We start from the raw sequence: 15,757 nt of genomic DNA, 5'->3' as shown, positions 1-15,757 counted from the left end.
GATTGACTAGTTATTAAATTGAAATCTTAGAACCATTGATCGAGATTTTGACTCTTTTTCTCCAATGCTTTTTTCAATCTGTTTAAAGTAGATTGGATTCTATCTTCAGAGAAACTCCTTTCTTTAAGATATTTCATGACTCCTTCATAATCTACTTCATTAAACACAATTTCATCTACATCTGCAACTTCAGGATTTAGGAATATTTTTCGTATTTGTTGAAAATCAATTTCTGATAACTGTTCTTGAATTTGTGGGATATCTTCCAATCTTGAATGTTGTTTGATTAACTTCATTGCAGTCTTTGGACCGACTCTCTCAAATCCATTTGGATTAAAATCAGTACCAATTAAAATTCCTACATCAATTAATTCTTCTCTGGTTAATCCAATTGATTCAAGTGTTTTCTGGGTTTCAATAATTTCTGGCAATACATCGATGTATGTATTTCTGTTTGGAATTTTCCTTCTTCCACTACTTGTAAAATTTCTTACTAGTCTTTTTGCTCCACATAATATGGAGTCATAGTCTTGACTAGCTGATGCATATGCTTGTCCTGTGTTTGTTAGATGTGCTGCAGTTGCTTCTCCTTCTGATGGTGCTTCAATATATGGAATGCCAAAATATGTGAGAAATTCTTTTGATTCTTTTACCATTCCATCTCGCATACTAGTTGTTTGCTGTGCAAATTTTCTTGCATCTTCCATATTTCCTTCTGCAACTGCTTTTTCATATTTTACAGTGGCGTCTCTTTTGATTTGTTTTCTACGCTCAATTTCTGCAGTTTTTAGTGATGGTGGTTTTCCATCAAAAACATACACTGGTTGAATCCCTAATGACAGAAAATTTACATTTCTGTATAATAATCCGCTTAGATGACTGGTAATTCTTCCTTCAGAATCCGTTAATTGTAATCCGTCTGGCCCTCTAATACTTGCCAAGAATTGGTAAATTGCATTGTATGCATCAATTGCAACTACTCTATTTGAAAATGCCTCTAGGGTTGTTTTCTCCCTTATTACCAAATCCTTTAGGTTTAATCCCATAGAATTTCTTGTGTCTATGAGGTATTTTGTGTTTATCTTTTATCTCTGATCGATGTTTTATTGTGATTTTTGAAATCGATTTTAATATACAGATAATCTAATGATGATTATTGCCAGTTGACTTGCCTTTACATTTGAAAGACAAAATTTTTGAAATAAAATATGATCCTGATAAAACTATTTCTAAAATTATTTCATATTTCCCATTTGATGAATTAGAAAAACAAGAAATTGTTTCTATTTTAGATGATGTTGCTTTTGATGGGTTTCGTTCTATTTTTTCAAACACTGTTAGTGACGAAAAATGGAATAGCACAAAGGATCAAATCAAAAAGAAATTCAATGATGAATTATTTGATATTGATCATCTTTGATCTTTACTGTTTTTTCTGATTTGCTTTATTATGGAGTTATTCTGAGAATAGATGCCGAGATAGCCAAGTAGTACGGCGGCCGTCTCGAAAACGGCTACGCGCAAGCGTGCGGGGGTTCGAATCCCTCTCTCGGCGCGCTTAACATAATAATATCATATTTTAAATTCTAATCTATCTCAAGAATATGTCAAGATTCTAAATATTATCACTAGACTAATTCTAAAACTATAGAATGAATTTGTAATATTACTCTTTGACAAAGAATAATCTTTATTTATAATATGAAGTTCATTCAACCAATGAACAAAACCCAAACTATCTTTTCATTTGTTGCAATTAGCTTGGCAAGTGTACTATTAGGAAGTACTTTTGCAGACCAAATGGTTATTGCACAAGGTACACAAGTACCTGTATTTGATGCTAAGATAAAACGAGTTAATCAAGAAACAATTGTGATATCTACAGTTAGAGTCAATAACATGCCTTCTATCGATGAAGATATCAATTTCACATGGGAGATTACGGCTTCAGGTCAAACATCCACACCTGTAAGTTATACATATCCTGCAGGTGAAACTGGAAAAATCAAAATTGGTGATCTTGAAACTGGTCAAATCATTGTGAAGTATGATCCTGTTAAAGATGTTCTAGTTGGAAAATATAGAATTGCAGGAGACTTTGGTATTACATATGATGTATCAGGTTTTGCTGAAGGTGCATTGTCTCAAACCAATCTAATATCTGGGCAATCTACTATTAGTGCCACCTCGCAACTAGTTTTCTAGAACTTTTTAATTTTTTTATTTTTTATTTCACGCTAATCTAGCTGAATCCCCGTGAATTTGAATCTTCAATTAGGGCGTCAAACTTTCTGTACTGTTCACTCTCTCGGCGCTCTCAACATATTGATTTCATATTTTGAAATTATAATGAATTACATGAAGGTATAATAGAAACAATAAAACTAATTTTTGATATACTATGGATAAAAGAGATCGTTTAGTTTTAACTGGAATTTTATTAGGTACTGGAATTCCAGTTCTATTGATGATTTTTGTAGCGAATGGAATTATTGATTCTCCGATCCCATAACTTGCTTTCTACAGAATTAAATTTCTAAACTTTTAGTTTTTAATGCAAATGCTCCACATTTTGGACATCGATGTTTTTTCAAATAATCTGAATGAGTTTGACCTAGTTTTTTAGAATACGTACATTGTTCCCCACAATCTAGACATTCAGCGGGTAAATCTCCTTTCATAGATTGATTGGGAAACTACCAGTACAAATAATTTCACATTTTGAATGTTATTCTAAAAATTGGTATGATCTCTAGAAATATGTTACAACATTAAATCTAAAATAAGAAAAAATGAGATATATAGAGAATTAATACATGTTTGTTTAATATCATGAAATGTAAATACTGTGGAAAAATTTCCCTTGCAAAAAATGCCATTTTTTGTTCTAAAAAATGTGATACCTATTATTCTGATGAGTTAGCAAGAAAAAACGATTCAAACTTTGTTCGAGTAACTGTAAGCATGGATGGAGATATATCCAAAAGTCTTAGAGCCATTCAATCCAGTCTAATTCTAAACACCAATGAATCCATATCCTTTTCTCAAGTTGTGAATCTTGTGCTAGGAGAAGGAATTAAAGTAAAAAAGAATGTCTTAAAAGGCATCTAGACTTTATCTCCAAAATAACGTCTGACTCAACCTGAATTGAATTCACATTGAGGTTCGAATTTCTACATCGTCATTTTTGATCTTTTATTTTATAATTTATTCAAAATGTTTAAACTAACATGATTGCTCAAAATTATCATGACATCTGAGATTGAATCAAAAATTCAAGATTCTGATCTTTCTAATGCTGAATTGATTTCTCATTTTCGGGAAAAATGTAAAATTTGTGGTCATCATCGAATAATGCATAATGATTTGGGTGCATGTGAGGGTGTCATGAACAAACCATGTACATCTGGCTGTGATAAATTTGAAGCAGAATGATTAATTTCTACTATTTGAAATTTTTATAATTCTTTAATATGATATTTTTACAAGTATCTTATGGGTTCAGAAAAACAACCAGAAAAAATTTTTCCTTTAGGTTATGAACCTGATGATATCCCTGTTTCTGATAATCCAAATATCCGAAATCAATTACTTGATTTTATTTTAACTTCTGGGCCTACTGAAGTTGTCGACACTGATTTGTTTGCAGTAATGGCAAAGAGGCGTTCTACTCGAAAATTCTCTGACAAACCAGTTGAAACTACCAAGGTTGATAAAATAATTGCAGCTGCAGATACTGCTCCAACAGCAGGAAATTTTCAAGGGTTTGAAGTATTTTATATCAAAAGTCCAAAAATAAAAAAACTCCTAGTTGAGGCTTGTAATAAACAACCATATGTTGATGCCCCTGTTGTGTTGGTTTTCTGCAAAAATCCTTCTAGAGTAAAGTTTGATTTCCCTGATGATATTTTGAAAAAATTTGCCATTCAGGATGCAACTCTTGCTGCAGGATATTCGCAACTAGCTGCTCAAGCTTTAGGATTAAGTTCTATTTGGATTGGAATGTTTGATGAACAAAAAGTAATGGATGCTATCGAAACTGATTTGGTCCCCTCATCTGTCCTTTGCATAGGGTATCCTGAACAAACAAAGTTTGCTAAACCTAGAAGAAACCTAAAAGATTTAGTTCATGTAAAGTGGTAATATCCACTTGAAATTCTCCAGCTTTAAATAATCATAGTTTATTGTTTATTTCATGACTGATGCATATGTAATGCTAAATTGTGAACTTGGTGCTGAAGAGGCAATTATTGAACAACTCAAAGAACTTGAACAGGTAGTTGATGTTTTTGAAACCATTGGTACTCATGATATGATGGTAAAATTGCAAGCAGAAAATTTTGAAAAAATAAGAGAAATTGTTTCATGGAATATTCAAAAGCTAAAAAACGTACGTGCTACTTCTACTCTGATAAAAAAAGATAATTAAGAATAGACCCATAGTAGTTCTAATGGTTGATGAGAAAAACGAAATCGACAAATTGATTGATAATATGATTTCTAGTGGTGATGAATTAGTTGATAATCTCAAATCGGTATTGCCTAATTCTTTATCTGAATCCATGGTGATGTTTCATGAATCCAATGTTGCTAATCTCAAAAAAATCAAAGAGTTTTTGAACAAATAGTAGAATTATACCTAATGATTACTACTATATCTTTTTTAATCATTATTTGAAATTCATGTCATGGGCAGATCGAGAACTATTACAATTTCTGTGGCGAAGAAAACAGGCGATGCGTTTGATGCTATTTTGAAGATGCCTCCAAAAATGATGCCTGATGCAAAAATCAACGATTCTGGTTGGTGGTTATTTACTGGACCTCATGGAAAATCAATGCTAAAATTTGCTGAAAATAAATCTCTTGGAATTTTAGACCATCAATACATTGATGAAGAATCTAAATGGGATGTTCCTATGAGAGTTGTTTCAAATGGTGATGTTTCTGAGGTTATAATTACTTTGAACAAACCTGATGAAATAACTGATGTTCAATTTGATCAAAGAATGGAAGAACTCGGTGAGATGTTTAATTCAATGAAAAACATCATAGAGTCTGAATCCTAAAATTTAGACCTATTTTGGACTGAACAAGTACAAATCATTCTTCAAGCTTAAATGTAAATTTTGTAATATAGAATAGAGAAAAAATGCCATATGAAGAAGTATATTTCCAAAAAATGGAAGATGAAAAATTAGAGAAATTAAAGTCTAAAAAACAGAATTAATCCTTGTCTGAATTATTGGGACTGTCATTTTTATTATTCCCAGGTCCTACAATATCTTCAGGTTTAACTCTGTTATCCCAATCTCCTTTAACTCCTTTAATTAGAGAGATGATTCCAGCTGCAATGAATCCTAAAACTAGACCAAAGAATACTGTCTGATCAAATATCTTGTATGAGCAATTGATTTCAACTGGAGGGGAATCATCAGAATATTCGTAACATGTTCCAAATTGATTTGATTCTAGAGTTGCAGCTTGAAAATTATTTCCAAATACACCTAGGATAAGAAATCCTACAAAGATTAGAATGATGCCTGCAATGATGAATCTCATGTCACTCATAATTTTTTTCTCTGATTTATCGTATTTACATTTTGACCTTAAAATTTACTAGTGTTATTTTTCAAGTAATGCTTTAAGATTTTCAAGTGATGCTTCATAAAATGCTGCCAAAAACACTATGAAGTCTAAAAATTCTTTTTCAGACATTTTCTCACTATTGAGATATGATTGCCATGTCAACTCTACTAGATTTTTAGATTTTGGTTTAATTGAAATTGTTGCAACATATGCTCTTAATGGTAATCCTTCAGTTGCGATATATGTGAAATACTCGCCTTTTTTCCATGCAACAACATGCTCTTCAATTTTGTTTCCGTCTTCAAATGTGATTAATCTGATAGCACCTACATCTGTTTTCTTTTTTGATAAGTACACTGTTTTTTTAACGTCTACTACCCATGTAGGCAATCCTGCAATATTGCTAATTTTTCTCCAAACCTTGTCTTTTGATGCTTTGATCTTGATTGTTTTTTTAACAGTTCCAGTATGATGTGCCTTTTTCACCATGTCTCTATCCCGATATTACATAATTTTAAATTTTAGCTGAACAACCATTTTTAATCCCCTGAGGAGAATAATATCAAATGGTCTTTGGATGGGGAAAAAAGAAACAAGTAGATACATCTATTGAAGAAATACCGCAAAATAAGGAAATTTCACTTGCAGATGTTCCCAAAATTATAGATGATCTTACTAATTTGAGAAAATCTCAAACCTTGTCTGAAATAAATAACTTGAGAAACAAAACGGTTCCTCTCATTGAAGAATTGATGAAAATTGGTAATGTCCTTGAAAAAGATAATCTCAATATGGATGATGTAGACAAACATTTGGCAATCATTGTAGTCAGAGGTAAAAAACAAGTTATTGATATGATCAAAAAAGATGTTGTTTCATTACCGAAAATATCTTCTTTTGAGGATGCTGAAAAATTAAATTCTGTATTGAATCTTATTCTTAAAAAAGTAGGTGATGTGTTGGGACGCCAAACTAGAGTAATTCATATTTTTGCCAAAAAATATGCATCGCAACTAAAAGAAAATCTTGCAGTGATGAATTCTAATCACTCTGAAATTAATGATTTATTGAAAAATTACGATTCTACAAAGTCTCTTTCTCAAGAAACACTTGATATCATAAAACAAATTAAAAATCTTACAAAGTTACGTAAAGAACAATCTCAAAAAATTGATGATATAACAAAAAATACAATTAAACTAAATGAAAAAATAACATCCATTCAAAATAGTATTGATGAAATAAAATCATCTGACAATTATAACCAATATCAGAATTTAAAAAATACTTTAGATACCCATGCAAATGAAAAATCAAAAATTAAAAATCAAATTAACACACAATTTACAAAAATCTCTCGACCTCTAAGTAGATATGAATATGCTTCATCATTGGACAAGGATCAAAAAAGTATTTTATCAAATTTGGTCTCTGAGCCCTTTGATGTTATGACTAATGCAAATAGGGATTCTATTATTACTATACTTGAAAATGTCCGTAAAGGAGTTTCATCGGGTTCTATCTCTGTAAAAGATACTGAGAAAACATTTTCTCAGATAACTGAAACAGAAGAGTCATTGGATGGATATGTACACCAGGTTTCTGAATACCATAAAAAATATCAAAAGATCCAAAATGATCTGAATTCTCTAATGCCTAAAGAATTGATTTCTTTAGAAAATGAACTTGCCAAAAATACCTCTGCATTGGATGAATCCCAACTAAAATCTGAAACTTTTCAAGGTGAAATAAATGAAATTGATTCAAAAATCCCTGAACTAGTCTCTGAAATAGAACAAAAACTGAGACAATTTTCTAATACTCGATATACTGTTTTAATATCTTAAAATTAAATTAGTTCTATACTGAATACTTGATATGTTGTTTAACAAGAAAAAATACGAACGTAAAGTTTTATTGAAAAAAGAAGTTCTTGATAGCATACTGTCCTTTTGTCAAATGAAACATCCCAATGAAGGAATTTTAATTTTAAAAGGAAAATCAAAAAATGGTGAAATCAAAATCGATGGATTAGTAATTCCCCCATTTAGTGAAACGGGACCTACTTTTGCAGGATTTCCACATTCCTTTTTACCTTTTGATATGAGTTATGTAGGAATTGTACATTCTCATCCAAGTGGTTCTGCAGAACCTTCTGTAACTGATTTGCATAATTTCTTTGGTTTGGTTTCGATGATTGTCAAATCTCCATATGATGATGATTCCATTTTTGCATGGGATAGTAATGGAAATACAATTCCACTTTCTATTGAATAATTTTACAACAAATCTGCTGACCAGCCTGAAGAAAACTGAAGAAACTTTATATCCGTTTTAAAGATACTTTTATTGAATTGAATCCTCAGCTTAAACGATATTATATTTTCCTAGGTGCTTCTTTGGTGTTTAGTATTGGGTTACAAATTGGTCTTGGATATCTTGGTGTTCCATGGTATATCAGCATAGGTGCAGTAATGGCAATTTTCATTTTATTGCCTATGATTATGAGACGAAGACAAATGAGTAATACTGGTAATTATGGTGGAGATTCAGGAACTGGTAGTGGTGGATTCTTTGGTATGGGTTCACAGGGTGGATCTGGTGGAGTTAGATATGTTTGCCTTGTTTGTAATAACAAACACAAAGGCGGCACCTGTCCGCGATGTGGTTCTAAAATGCAAAGAGCAGACTTTTAGTTGATTAAGGATGGCATTAGAAGAATTAAGAAAAAAGGTTCTATATCAGAACTCTATTGAAATTTGGATTGGAATAAGTGAAGAAAAAAACATAGACTGGTTTGATACTGATAATTATCAAAAGTTTATTACATTTCTTCTAAAAAATAATCAAAACATGAAACAAATGTCTATTTGTTTTGATGAATCAGATAAGGCATCTTATGGCGGTCACAGCAAAAAAGTATTTGCCAACAATTTGGCCGCAATTAATAATGAGAATTCTGCATGTTATTCAATTAAACTAAATGATGGTGCTATTGAATTAATTCGAAAATTCAATCTCTAACTTTATTATCTTTTCAATTTTGGATTTACTATTGCGTCAAGTGCATTCCCAATAAATACAAAAGCTAATCCTGTAATTGCAATCATTATTCCTGGGGGCATAATCCACCACCACATTCCTCTAGATGCTGCCCCAAACGTATTGGCATCATGTAAAATCTGTCCCCATGTCGGAAAAGATGGATCTCCTAACCCTAGAAAACTCAATCCTGCTTCAGTTGTAATTGCGGCTGGAACTGAAATTGCAATGCTTGCAAATGCATATGGCAATAATTGTGGAACAATATGTTTTAAGATGATTTTGGAATCTTTTTGACCCATCATGTTTGCTGCATCTACATAGCCTCGAGTTTTGATTTGGAGTGACATACTTCTGGCAACTTTGGCAATTCCTACCCATCCGAAAATCGTTAAAAAACCTACCATGACAAAAATACTATTACTAATTGTCACTGATAGAATGATTAAAAATGGCAGTGCTGGCAATGCGTAAATTACATCATTAAACCTCATCATGGTCTCATCTGTTTTTTTGCCTTTGTATCCTGCATATACTCCATAAAGCAAACCCATCACCACGGATGCAATTGAAACTACTAATCCAATGAATAACGCAAGTGGTGTTCCCCACAAAAGCCCAATTGCCAAATCTCGTCGTAATTCATCAGTTCCCATTATTCCAAATGCTTTACCTCCGATGATTAATTTTGATTCATGAATTTGTATTTCAGAGTTTGTTCCATACATATCAATTAAAAAAATATAACTTCCTTTCAAAGGATCATTTGTATCAATTTTAGAAAAGACAATATTTTCTGCAGATAGTCTTTCAAATACAAACTCAAATTTCTCTGATTGTAAAAATAGATTTTTCTTTATTGAATTATCTGTGGAGAAAATTCTTTCACTGTGCACTGTTTTTCCATTCGAATATGGCAGTGATGTTGTCAGTAAATCTAGTTTAATTCCGTCTGGTCTGATTACTGACATTTGTAGTAGAGGTGAACCTGAATACTCTGTGGAGAATTCATAGATGAAATCATTTGGAAAGTCGTCGTAATCATAATTTAATCCGAATTGATGTGATGTAAGATTTATCTCTGAATTTGATATTTTTTCAATATTTGGATTTTTCAAAATTTTATGTTCAGGGATTTTTTCAGTCATGAAAATATTTACCCAAATTGGAATTGCAACTTTTGGATTTGAAATCCAATTTCCTGGATTATTCCATTCTTGAAATGTTTCAATAGGGATACTGATCATTGCAATGACTGATGTTATGACTAGGATTGAAAGAATTGAAATTCCTGCAATTCCCATCTTGCTTTTGATGAATTCTTGTTTTATTTCCTGAGGTGTGATATTACTCATTGACCCGTCCTCACTCTAGGATCAAAATAACCATAAAGTAAATCTGCGATGAATATGCTGATTAGGAAAAATACTGTGAGTAGATACGTTGCACCAATAATTACGGGCAAGTCCATTACTGTAATTGCTTCAAAATACAGTCTTCCCATCCCGGGCCAATCAAAAACAGCTTCTGTAATTATTGCTCCTCCAAGAGATCCAGATAAGCTGAGAGCTAGAATTGTAACAATTGGCGGAGCTGCATTTTTCAGTGCATGCGTGTAAATTATTTTCTTTTGGTTAATTCCTATGGTTTTTTTTGCTATGATGAAATCCTCTTGCATTATTCCTACCATGAAATTTCTTACCAGATATGCCCATGAACCAAACCCAATCATTACAATTGTAATTAATGGTAATGCCATATGATATAGTAAAGATAGTAGATATGTCGGATCTGATGATGGAATATCTGGTGTTGCTCTTGCAGGAAATATTTGCCATGTAAATGCAAATAAAAAGATCATTAGCATTCCTATCCACCATACAGGAAAACTAGAACTAATTATTGCAAAACTTGAAGTGATTCTATCAATTGTTGAACCAACTTTACTGCTAGAAAAAGCGCCCAGAAATATTCCTATAATTGATATGATTATGGTTGCAGTTGTAAATAACAAAACTGTTCTGGGGAGTTTTTCAAATAGGATGTCTTTTACATCTGACGATCCTTCATCACTTGTTAGAAATGTTGCATTCCCAAAATCTAATAACATTATTTTGTACATTGTTATTCCAATTCTTTGAGGTGAATACCAGGGCTCATCAAGTCCTAAGACCTCTATTCTTTGGTCAATTTGATTTTGAATGAACCCTTCAAATTCATCCACTGATGAGAAACTTTCTGCAATGGCTGGATTCTCTGTTATTTCAGATCTTACTTGAAAAACAATCCCTTGTTTTAGAATTGTATCCATATTGGAGCCAACTAATGCAATTGTAATCAACAATGTAATCATCAAAACTCCGAACATTGTGGCCATTCTTGTTGCAATGTACTTTTTCATGCCCAATAATCAGTCAGTAGAGAATTAGTTTATAACAATAGATGTTTTTTCCCACAGTTTATTACTGTACAATATTACTTAGATTTAGAAAAGACATGTCCTTTGATAGAGAAAGAGAAATGCACACTGCAAAATGCGGTGACTGTGGAAATGAATGTCAAGTACCATTCAAACCAAAAGAAGACAGACCTGTTTATTGCAGAGAATGCTTCCAAAACCACAAACCAGCACCAAGAGAAGGTGGGGGTAGATTTGGTGGAAGATCCGGCGGTGGAAGATCTGGCGGATTTGGTGGAGATAGAGGTTCTAGATTTGGTAATCGAGACGACAGACCACGTGAAATGCATGATGCAAAATGTGGGGATTGTGGAACTGATTGTCAAGTACCATTCAAGCCAAGAGAAGACAGACCTGTTTATTGCAGAGAATGCTTCCAAAGCCACAAAAATTAGAAATTCCGTTTTGAGTAAATTTCAAAACTCCTTTATTTTATAAAACAAAGATTTAGAATCTTTCATTGTTGCTGAATATTATGAATGACATCCCCTCAAGAAACAACATTTCAATTGGTATGGTGGTAGAAATTGTTCAAAAACATGATCAACGTTCAGGAAAATTAACTTCTGGTACTGTTAAGCGAATCCTTACATCAAGCCATATTCATCCTCATGGAATTAAAGTTGAATTAGATTCTGGTAAAATTGGTAGAGTTCAAAAAATAACCTAGTTTTAAAAAAGACGAGAGTGAAACGAATTCTAGGCTTCACTGAGGCAGAAAAGCAAATCTCTCGTCCTAGTATTATACACGATCATAGAATTTAAACATTATATGAATATATGAAAAATAACAGATAAAACTTTGAGATTTGTTGATACTGTATGAGTGCAAATACGATTAGAAAAGCCAAGAAACTTGTTGAAAGTGGCGGTGTGGAAAAAATTGATGAGGATTTATTTCAAATAAAATCTTCATCTGATCCTGAAAAATCATACTTTGTAACATCAGATACTTGTGAATGTCCTGGTTTCAAAAATTTCTATAAATTTCATCATGGAAAAGGATTAAAGGCAAATTGTTCTCATTTGGAAGCAATTAGGATATTCAAAGAAAATTCTGGTTAAGCTATTTCAAATCTTTTACGTCTATTTTTCCGACATGTGCTTTGTTTTTTGTAATTACAATTGGTCTTAAAATTAAGCCTGGATGCTTTACCATTAATTTGATCAATTGACTGTCTGATTTTTTGATATTGTCTAAATCTAATTCTTTGTACATTTTGTCTCTTTTTCGTAACAATTCTTGTGCCTTTTTACCTGTCATTTTGATGATTTTTTTTAATTCATCTTCGTTAAATGGATCTTTGAAAAAATCCCGTGCATCTATGTCTATTTTCATTCTTTCAATACTTGAAATTGTCTTTTTACAGGTAATGCAGGTTGATTTATGATATACTTTCAATCTGTTTTAATTTTTAACTTGGATTAAAATTTGTTTAGGGGTCTATTGACAGTGTTTTTCTAAAATTGACAAGATTGGAATCTAATTTTTCTTTTTCATTGACTCATAATGACTATCTATATGATCAGTACACCATTCACTTTTACAACATGAGCATATCAAAGTTCCAAGATTAGTGCAATGTGGGTGAAAATAATTAATCATTTCTTTTTGAGCCAGTCCCATTCAGCTCTTTCAGTATCTTCATCATCCATCATATATCTAAAGAAAATTTGATTATTTAGGATAAAGTGTGTTCAAAAAAGCACACGTCTTATCAATTATCACTCACAATATTTGGAAAAGAGTTTAGAGTCTGATCCATTATTTTCATAAAAATTAATTAAGAGATAATTGATTATTTCAAAAAATGAATATGCTGTCATACACAACATATGCTTTTATTGAAATCATCTGAATTTCTTTCAAAATCACATTCTTTACATGCTTGCCAACTTCTTTTTTTAAGAATTGAAAGTGATGCATCGTATGATACTGAATACATTTTTCCGCCACATGAAGGACAAGGTAATGGAATATCTATTTTCATCAATTTTTAATATGTAATTTTGAATATAAGAGCCGCGTAGAATTTATCTATTCTACTTCTTCACTTGATTGTTCTACCTCTTTTTCAGAACTCTCTAAATGTGTTTCATTGAATTTCTCAAGGGTTTCTTTAGAGATCGTCAATCTGTCTAGATATGCTTGTCTTGCTTCTTCGTATGTTCCTCCATTCTCAAGAATTTCTGCTCTGATTTTTTGAGCATCTAAAAAGTTATTTTGAGTATAGTTTAATTGATTGATTACTAATCCTCTGATTTCCGGATTTAATCCTCCGATATAGTCTTCATACTTGTAACCGCCATATGTGCCATAACCTGGCTTGTATTCCTCGATTGCTTGGTTTCTGAGATTTTCAGCAATTCTTCTTTGTTGTTCTAAAAATATCTCTTCTGCAATTGGTTTCTGAGATTCCTTTTGTTTTGCAATTAATTGGTCAAGTAATCCATGATAATATTTGAATAGTGTTTGACCTATTGGGTTTCTATCAAAATCACTTTCATTTGAGCTAAGATATTTTATTGCTTCATCTGTTGATAATTGCTGTTGTAATAATGAGTCTGGGTTTGCCTCTCCTTTTACCTGAAATTGAGTACTTGATAATCCTGTCATGCCATACCATGAAGCAACTACGTTAACGGTATATGTTCCTGGAATTCTTTGGAAATTTACAAATTGTGCTTTAAATTCCCCATCAGGATTTGTAAATGCCTTGGTGGTATCAGCACCTGTTCTAACTAAAACTTCTACTCCTCTGGTAGGATGGTATGCGTGGTCTACTACTCTTCCAGTCACAACCACTGTGTCTCCAGCATATACTGCGCCCTTTTCCATGTCTAATTCTACAATAAAATCCCAAAGTACTGCCTGAGAAGTTGGAATAAATGAGAATAAAATTACAAACGAGCATAGTCCTATTACTATGGCTTTATCATTATACACATGCATTTGTTTTGATTTTTGCAGTTAAGATAAAGTATGAATAAAAATTCGCTAATTTTCAATTTTAATTGAGTAATTATCTTTGATTTGAGCATTGAAACTGGGTCAATTTAACAATCCCTACTAATTCTTAAACCATTAAAATTATTCTATCTTAAATCATGGATTTGAAAAAATTCAGCAATGATGTTTTTGAAATGTCTGAAAAACTCTCAAAAAATCTAAAAGAAAACGATGCTTCTAAACTGAATTATGTTGGGAAACAATTGATTGGGATGTATAAGAAAAATCTTGTCAAAATCAATCATTCTATTTTAGAGCTAATTTGTGCTAGTAATCTAATTTCTAGAGGATTTACTGTTGAAGTTGAAAAAGATATTTCTGATATTCTTGTTTGTGATATTTTTGCAAAAAAAGGTGGAGGAAATAATATTATTGAAATTGAAACTGGATTTACTCCTCCTGAACATGCTATGGATACTATAGATTATTTCTCTGCAAGAATTATGAGTAAGATTGCCAGATATAGCCAATACTGCTCAAAGTTCTCTCTGGCAACTCCTGTAGTGGGCTTGTTGCCTATTTCTAAAATATTTCTATTGCCTCCAAATGCACGAAAAAAAGAAGATGTGCAGAGGATTAAAGATCTTTGTGATCGGTACTACAAAAATCCGCCAATAGAATATGATGATATTTTGAATGCTCATCTTCATTCAATATATCTAATTAATATCGACAAAGGATTTGCTAAGGAACTTGATCCGCAAGGATACATGGATTTGACAAATGATCTACTTGAACGAAGCGAAGTCCTGTATTAAGACTGTAAAATAGAAAAAATTCAAATCCTCCTATTTCTTAGTGATACTAGGATGATTTGTGCAGCATGTGAAACTAGGAAGCATTTTGAATGCATTGATTGTATGAATAATCACAAGACTCATCTTTGTAGCTGTGATTGCCATGATGAAAATACAGAGGCTCATGAAGTAGGGAAATCCCATTAAATTTAATTTTTAAATTTTCTTTCAATCTCTTGGGCCATAATTTCTAATTGACTTGTATCCCCTAATTTTCTATATGTCAATTTTTCTATGGTTTTGATGATGCTAATTGCTGATCTATATTGTGGTATTTCAGGTTCATTTAGTTCGCCATACATTCCTATTCCTTGAATTTTATTCATTTTTGCAAATCCTAGAATCAATCCATTAAAACCTGTAATAATTGATTTTTGAGGGGTGGTTTCTACGTTTAACCCCTCCATCTGTTTTGTCAGCTCCCTTGATGTCGTAGTGATGTATGTTTTGGGTTCATTATTGAAAATTCTATTAGTATGGAATCCTCCTAACGTGTAGATAAATTTTGCAGAATATTTTTTTGCAGTATCTATGACGTCTTGACATAATTCATTTAGTTCATTATTGCTTTGTGGTTGTCCTTTACCTCCGCCAAAAACAATCAAATCCTCCGTGTATCTGTATTCCCACTTTTCATCAGGAATATCCACGTATCCTCCTCTATCAACAATATATGTTGGAAATGGAGTTTTTGCCGTTCTGAATGTTTTTGTTCTAAGTGAGTCATTGATAAAATTTACAACTATGCTCCCGACATTTCCCATGTCTTGCATTGCAGCTATGATAATTGGTTTAGTAATTTCTGGCTCTTCATTTTGAATGAACTCCATGACCTCTTTGATATCTAATGAAGTTTAAACG

The 15,757-nt window shown here is 32.1% G+C and carries 26 protein-coding genes and 1 tRNA gene; 17 read left to right on the top strand and 10 right to left on the bottom strand.

The features are described 5' to 3' along the window. Nucleotides 1-26 precede the first annotated feature (26 nt). Nucleotides 27-1,046, bottom strand: a complete 1,020-nt coding sequence (gene fen, locus C5F49_RS05630; RefSeq protein ID WP_179362035.1) for a flap endonuclease-1 — start codon at nucleotides 1,044-1,046, stop codon at nucleotides 27-29. A 110-nt stretch (nucleotides 1,047-1,156) separates the two neighbouring features. Here fen and C5F49_RS05625 point away from each other — a divergent pair, with 110 nt between their 5' ends. The 3 genes from C5F49_RS05625 to C5F49_RS05615 all read left to right on the top strand — a co-directional run bounded on the left by C5F49_RS05625 (nucleotide 1,157) and on the right by C5F49_RS05615 (nucleotide 2,205). Continuing rightward, nucleotides 1,157-1,420, top strand: coding sequence for a hypothetical protein (locus tag C5F49_RS05625; protein ID WP_179362034.1), 264 nt, complete (start codon nucleotides 1,157-1,159; stop codon nucleotides 1,418-1,420). A 53-nt stretch (nucleotides 1,421-1,473) separates the two neighbouring features. Continuing rightward, nucleotides 1,474-1,555: transfer RNA gene (locus C5F49_RS05620), tRNA-Ser, on the top strand. A gap of 164 nt (nucleotides 1,556-1,719) precedes the next feature. After that, nucleotides 1,720-2,205 (top strand): hypothetical protein, encoded by a 486-nt coding sequence (locus C5F49_RS05615; protein WP_179362033.1) that lies wholly within the window; start codon nucleotides 1,720-1,722, stop codon nucleotides 2,203-2,205. 323 nt (nucleotides 2,206-2,528) lie between these two features. On the opposite strand, the gene C5F49_RS05610 is transcribed toward C5F49_RS05615, so the two are convergent. Further along, entirely contained in the window at nucleotides 2,529-2,681 is a 153-nt protein-coding gene (locus tag C5F49_RS05610) for a hypothetical protein (protein WP_179362032.1), read from the bottom strand. Between the two features lie 151 nt (nucleotides 2,682-2,832). Here C5F49_RS05610 and C5F49_RS05605 point away from each other — a divergent pair, with 151 nt between their 5' ends. The 6 genes from C5F49_RS05605 (at nucleotide 2,833) to C5F49_RS05580 (ending at nucleotide 5,069) form a co-directional block, all read left to right on the top strand. After that, the gene (locus C5F49_RS05605; RefSeq protein WP_179362031.1) at nucleotides 2,833-3,111 is read left to right on the top strand and encodes a hypothetical protein; all 279 of its coding nucleotides are present in this window, start codon (nucleotides 2,833-2,835) and stop codon (nucleotides 3,109-3,111) included. Between the two features lie 138 nt (nucleotides 3,112-3,249). Next, nucleotides 3,250-3,435 (top strand): hypothetical protein, encoded by a 186-nt coding sequence (locus C5F49_RS05600; RefSeq protein WP_179362030.1) that lies wholly within the window; start codon nucleotides 3,250-3,252, stop codon nucleotides 3,433-3,435. Nucleotides 3,436-3,495: 60 nt separating this feature from the next. Continuing rightward, the gene (locus C5F49_RS05595) at nucleotides 3,496-4,143 is read left to right on the top strand and encodes a nitroreductase family protein (protein ID WP_179362029.1); all 648 of its coding nucleotides are present in this window, start codon (nucleotides 3,496-3,498) and stop codon (nucleotides 4,141-4,143) included. A gap of 52 nt (nucleotides 4,144-4,195) precedes the next feature. Further along, a complete protein-coding gene (locus tag C5F49_RS05590) occupies nucleotides 4,196-4,429 on the top strand; it encodes an Lrp/AsnC ligand binding domain-containing protein (RefSeq protein WP_179362028.1) in 234 nt (77 codons plus the stop codon). A 22-nt stretch (nucleotides 4,430-4,451) separates the two neighbouring features. Continuing rightward, entirely contained in the window at nucleotides 4,452-4,628 is a 177-nt protein-coding gene (locus C5F49_RS05585) for a hypothetical protein (protein ID WP_179362027.1), read from the top strand. 60 nt (nucleotides 4,629-4,688) lie between these two features. Continuing rightward, nucleotides 4,689-5,069 carry a hypothetical protein gene (locus C5F49_RS05580; protein WP_179362026.1) on the top strand — a complete coding sequence of 127 codons (381 nt, stop codon included), beginning with the start codon at nucleotides 4,689-4,691 and terminating at the stop codon, nucleotides 5,067-5,069. Between the two features lie 157 nt (nucleotides 5,070-5,226). On the opposite strand, the gene C5F49_RS05575 is transcribed toward C5F49_RS05580, so the two are convergent. Then, nucleotides 5,227-5,562: a hypothetical protein gene (locus C5F49_RS05575; protein ID WP_179363620.1), complete on the bottom strand. Its 336-nt coding sequence runs from the start codon at nucleotides 5,560-5,562 to the stop codon at nucleotides 5,227-5,229. A gap of 63 nt (nucleotides 5,563-5,625) precedes the next feature. Next, entirely contained in the window at nucleotides 5,626-6,078 is a 453-nt protein-coding gene (locus C5F49_RS05570) for an SRPBCC family protein (RefSeq protein ID WP_179362025.1), read from the bottom strand. A 77-nt stretch (nucleotides 6,079-6,155) separates the two neighbouring features. On the opposite strand from C5F49_RS05570, the gene C5F49_RS05565 reads away from it, so the two are divergent. The 4 genes from C5F49_RS05565 to C5F49_RS05550 all read left to right on the top strand — a co-directional run bounded on the left by C5F49_RS05565 (nucleotide 6,156) and on the right by C5F49_RS05550 (nucleotide 8,613). Continuing rightward, nucleotides 6,156-7,436: an exonuclease SbcC gene (locus tag C5F49_RS05565; RefSeq protein WP_179362024.1), complete on the top strand. Its 1,281-nt coding sequence runs from the start codon at nucleotides 6,156-6,158 to the stop codon at nucleotides 7,434-7,436. 31 nt (nucleotides 7,437-7,467) lie between these two features. Continuing rightward, complete coding sequence (locus tag C5F49_RS05560; RefSeq protein ID WP_179362023.1) at nucleotides 7,468-7,866, top strand: Mov34/MPN/PAD-1 family protein; 399 nt, start codon at nucleotides 7,468-7,470, stop codon at nucleotides 7,864-7,866. 77 nt (nucleotides 7,867-7,943) lie between these two features. Further along, on the top strand, nucleotides 7,944-8,285 hold the full coding sequence (locus tag C5F49_RS05555; protein ID WP_179362022.1) for a hypothetical protein: 342 nt from the start codon (nucleotides 7,944-7,946) through the stop codon (nucleotides 8,283-8,285). 10 nt (nucleotides 8,286-8,295) lie between these two features. After that, nucleotides 8,296-8,613 carry a hypothetical protein gene (locus tag C5F49_RS05550; RefSeq protein WP_179362021.1) on the top strand — a complete coding sequence of 106 codons (318 nt, stop codon included), beginning with the start codon at nucleotides 8,296-8,298 and terminating at the stop codon, nucleotides 8,611-8,613. Between the two features lie 5 nt (nucleotides 8,614-8,618). Here C5F49_RS05550 and C5F49_RS05545 read toward each other — a convergent pair whose 3' ends face one another. Beyond that, the gene (locus tag C5F49_RS05545; RefSeq protein WP_179362020.1) at nucleotides 8,619-9,986 is read right to left on the bottom strand and encodes an ABC transporter permease; all 1,368 of its coding nucleotides are present in this window, start codon (nucleotides 9,984-9,986) and stop codon (nucleotides 8,619-8,621) included. Continuing rightward, nucleotides 9,983-11,032, bottom strand: coding sequence for an ABC transporter permease (locus C5F49_RS05540; RefSeq protein WP_179362019.1), 1,050 nt, complete (start codon nucleotides 11,030-11,032; stop codon nucleotides 9,983-9,985). The genes C5F49_RS05545 and C5F49_RS05540 overlap by 4 nt, the downstream gene beginning before the upstream one ends. A 95-nt stretch (nucleotides 11,033-11,127) precedes the next feature. Between C5F49_RS05540 and C5F49_RS05535 the strand changes: the two genes are divergently transcribed. The 3 genes from C5F49_RS05535 (at nucleotide 11,128) to C5F49_RS05525 (ending at nucleotide 12,154) form a co-directional block, all read left to right on the top strand. Further along, on the top strand, nucleotides 11,128-11,484 hold the full coding sequence (locus C5F49_RS05535; protein ID WP_179362018.1) for a CxxC-x17-CxxC domain-containing protein: 357 nt from the start codon (nucleotides 11,128-11,130) through the stop codon (nucleotides 11,482-11,484). Between the two features lie 80 nt (nucleotides 11,485-11,564). Next, a complete protein-coding gene (locus C5F49_RS05530) occupies nucleotides 11,565-11,759 on the top strand; it encodes a YwbE family protein (protein WP_179362017.1) in 195 nt (64 codons plus the stop codon). 152 nt (nucleotides 11,760-11,911) lie between these two features. Beyond that, entirely contained in the window at nucleotides 11,912-12,154 is a 243-nt protein-coding gene (locus C5F49_RS05525; protein WP_179362016.1) for a hypothetical protein, read from the top strand. A gap of 1 nt (nucleotide 12,155) precedes the next feature. On the opposite strand, the gene C5F49_RS05520 is transcribed toward C5F49_RS05525, so the two are convergent. The 3 genes from C5F49_RS05520 to C5F49_RS05510 all read right to left on the bottom strand — a co-directional run bounded on the left by C5F49_RS05520 (nucleotide 12,156) and on the right by C5F49_RS05510 (nucleotide 14,036). Beyond that, complete coding sequence (locus C5F49_RS05520; RefSeq protein WP_179362015.1) at nucleotides 12,156-12,491, bottom strand: arsenate reductase family protein; 336 nt, start codon at nucleotides 12,489-12,491, stop codon at nucleotides 12,156-12,158. 421 nt (nucleotides 12,492-12,912) lie between these two features. After that, nucleotides 12,913-13,080 (bottom strand): hypothetical protein, encoded by a 168-nt coding sequence (locus tag C5F49_RS05515; protein ID WP_179362014.1) that lies wholly within the window; start codon nucleotides 13,078-13,080, stop codon nucleotides 12,913-12,915. Nucleotides 13,081-13,127: 47 nt separating this feature from the next. After that, nucleotides 13,128-14,036: a carboxypeptidase regulatory-like domain-containing protein gene (locus C5F49_RS05510; protein WP_179362013.1), complete on the bottom strand. Its 909-nt coding sequence runs from the start codon at nucleotides 14,034-14,036 to the stop codon at nucleotides 13,128-13,130. 161 nt (nucleotides 14,037-14,197) lie between these two features. On the opposite strand from C5F49_RS05510, the gene C5F49_RS05505 reads away from it, so the two are divergent. Next, nucleotides 14,198-14,857 (top strand): hypothetical protein, encoded by a 660-nt coding sequence (locus C5F49_RS05505; RefSeq protein ID WP_179362012.1) that lies wholly within the window; start codon nucleotides 14,198-14,200, stop codon nucleotides 14,855-14,857. Between the two features lie 188 nt (nucleotides 14,858-15,045). Here the strand turns inward: C5F49_RS05505 and C5F49_RS05500 are convergent, their stop codons facing one another. Then, nucleotides 15,046-15,726: a PAC2 family protein gene (locus C5F49_RS05500; RefSeq protein ID WP_179362011.1), complete on the bottom strand. Its 681-nt coding sequence runs from the start codon at nucleotides 15,724-15,726 to the stop codon at nucleotides 15,046-15,048. Nucleotides 15,727-15,757 lie beyond the last annotated feature (31 nt).

Source organism: Nitrosopumilus oxyclinae (assembly GCF_013407165.1).
Classification (GTDB): Archaea; Thermoproteota; Nitrososphaeria; order Nitrososphaerales; family Nitrosopumilaceae; genus Nitrosopumilus; species Nitrosopumilus oxyclinae.
The sequence above is the reverse complement of the archived record's forward strand: the minus strand, read 5'-3'. Positions and strand labels throughout refer to the sequence as shown.

Bases quoted from the DNA above. Each gene is read 5' to 3' on its own strand.
- C5F49_RS05600 (WP_179362030.1), top strand. From the start codon at position 3,250: ATGACATCTGAGATTGAATCAAAAATTCAAGATTCTGATCTTTCTAAT.
- C5F49_RS05585 (WP_179362027.1), top strand. From the start codon at position 4,452: ATGGTTGATGAGAAAAACGAAATCGACAAATTGATTGATAATATGATT.
- C5F49_RS05545 (WP_179362020.1), bottom strand. From the start codon at position 9,986: ATGAGTAATATCACACCTCAGGAAATAAAACAAGAATTCATCAAAAGC.
- C5F49_RS05540 (WP_179362019.1), bottom strand. From the start codon at position 11,032: ATGAAAAAGTACATTGCAACAAGAATGGCCACAATGTTCGGAGTTTTG.
- C5F49_RS05530 (WP_179362017.1), top strand. From the start codon at position 11,565: ATGAATGACATCCCCTCAAGAAACAACATTTCAATTGGTATGGTGGTA.
- C5F49_RS05515 (WP_179362014.1), bottom strand. From the start codon at position 13,080: ATGAAAATAGATATTCCATTACCTTGTCCTTCATGTGGCGGAAAAATG.
- C5F49_RS05610 (WP_179362032.1), bottom strand. From the start codon at position 2,681: ATGAAAGGAGATTTACCCGCTGAATGTCTAGATTGTGGGGAACAATGT.
- C5F49_RS05500 (WP_179362011.1), bottom strand. From the start codon at position 15,726: ATGGAGTTCATTCAAAATGAAGAGCCAGAAATTACTAAACCAATTATC.
- C5F49_RS05615 (WP_179362033.1), top strand. From the start codon at position 1,720: ATGAACAAAACCCAAACTATCTTTTCATTTGTTGCAATTAGCTTGGCA.
- C5F49_RS05595 (WP_179362029.1), top strand. From the start codon at position 3,496: ATGGGTTCAGAAAAACAACCAGAAAAAATTTTTCCTTTAGGTTATGAA.
- C5F49_RS05560 (WP_179362023.1), top strand. From the start codon at position 7,468: ATGTTGTTTAACAAGAAAAAATACGAACGTAAAGTTTTATTGAAAAAA.
- C5F49_RS05550 (WP_179362021.1), top strand. From the start codon at position 8,296: ATGGCATTAGAAGAATTAAGAAAAAAGGTTCTATATCAGAACTCTATT.
- C5F49_RS05590 (WP_179362028.1), top strand. From the start codon at position 4,196: ATGACTGATGCATATGTAATGCTAAATTGTGAACTTGGTGCTGAAGAG.
- C5F49_RS05605 (WP_179362031.1), top strand. From the start codon at position 2,833: ATGAAATGTAAATACTGTGGAAAAATTTCCCTTGCAAAAAATGCCATT.
- C5F49_RS05535 (WP_179362018.1), top strand. From the start codon at position 11,128: ATGTCCTTTGATAGAGAAAGAGAAATGCACACTGCAAAATGCGGTGAC.
- C5F49_RS05575 (WP_179363620.1), bottom strand. From the start codon at position 5,562: ATGAGATTCATCATTGCAGGCATCATTCTAATCTTTGTAGGATTTCTT.
- C5F49_RS05525 (WP_179362016.1), top strand. From the start codon at position 11,912: ATGAGTGCAAATACGATTAGAAAAGCCAAGAAACTTGTTGAAAGTGGC.
- C5F49_RS05505 (WP_179362012.1), top strand. From the start codon at position 14,198: ATGGATTTGAAAAAATTCAGCAATGATGTTTTTGAAATGTCTGAAAAA.
- C5F49_RS05570 (WP_179362025.1), bottom strand. From the start codon at position 6,078: ATGGTGAAAAAGGCACATCATACTGGAACTGTTAAAAAAACAATCAAG.
- fen (WP_179362035.1), bottom strand. From the start codon at position 1,046: ATGGGATTAAACCTAAAGGATTTGGTAATAAGGGAGAAAACAACCCTA.
- C5F49_RS05565 (WP_179362024.1), top strand. From the start codon at position 6,156: ATGGTCTTTGGATGGGGAAAAAAGAAACAAGTAGATACATCTATTGAA.
- C5F49_RS05580 (WP_179362026.1), top strand. From the start codon at position 4,689: ATGGGCAGATCGAGAACTATTACAATTTCTGTGGCGAAGAAAACAGGC.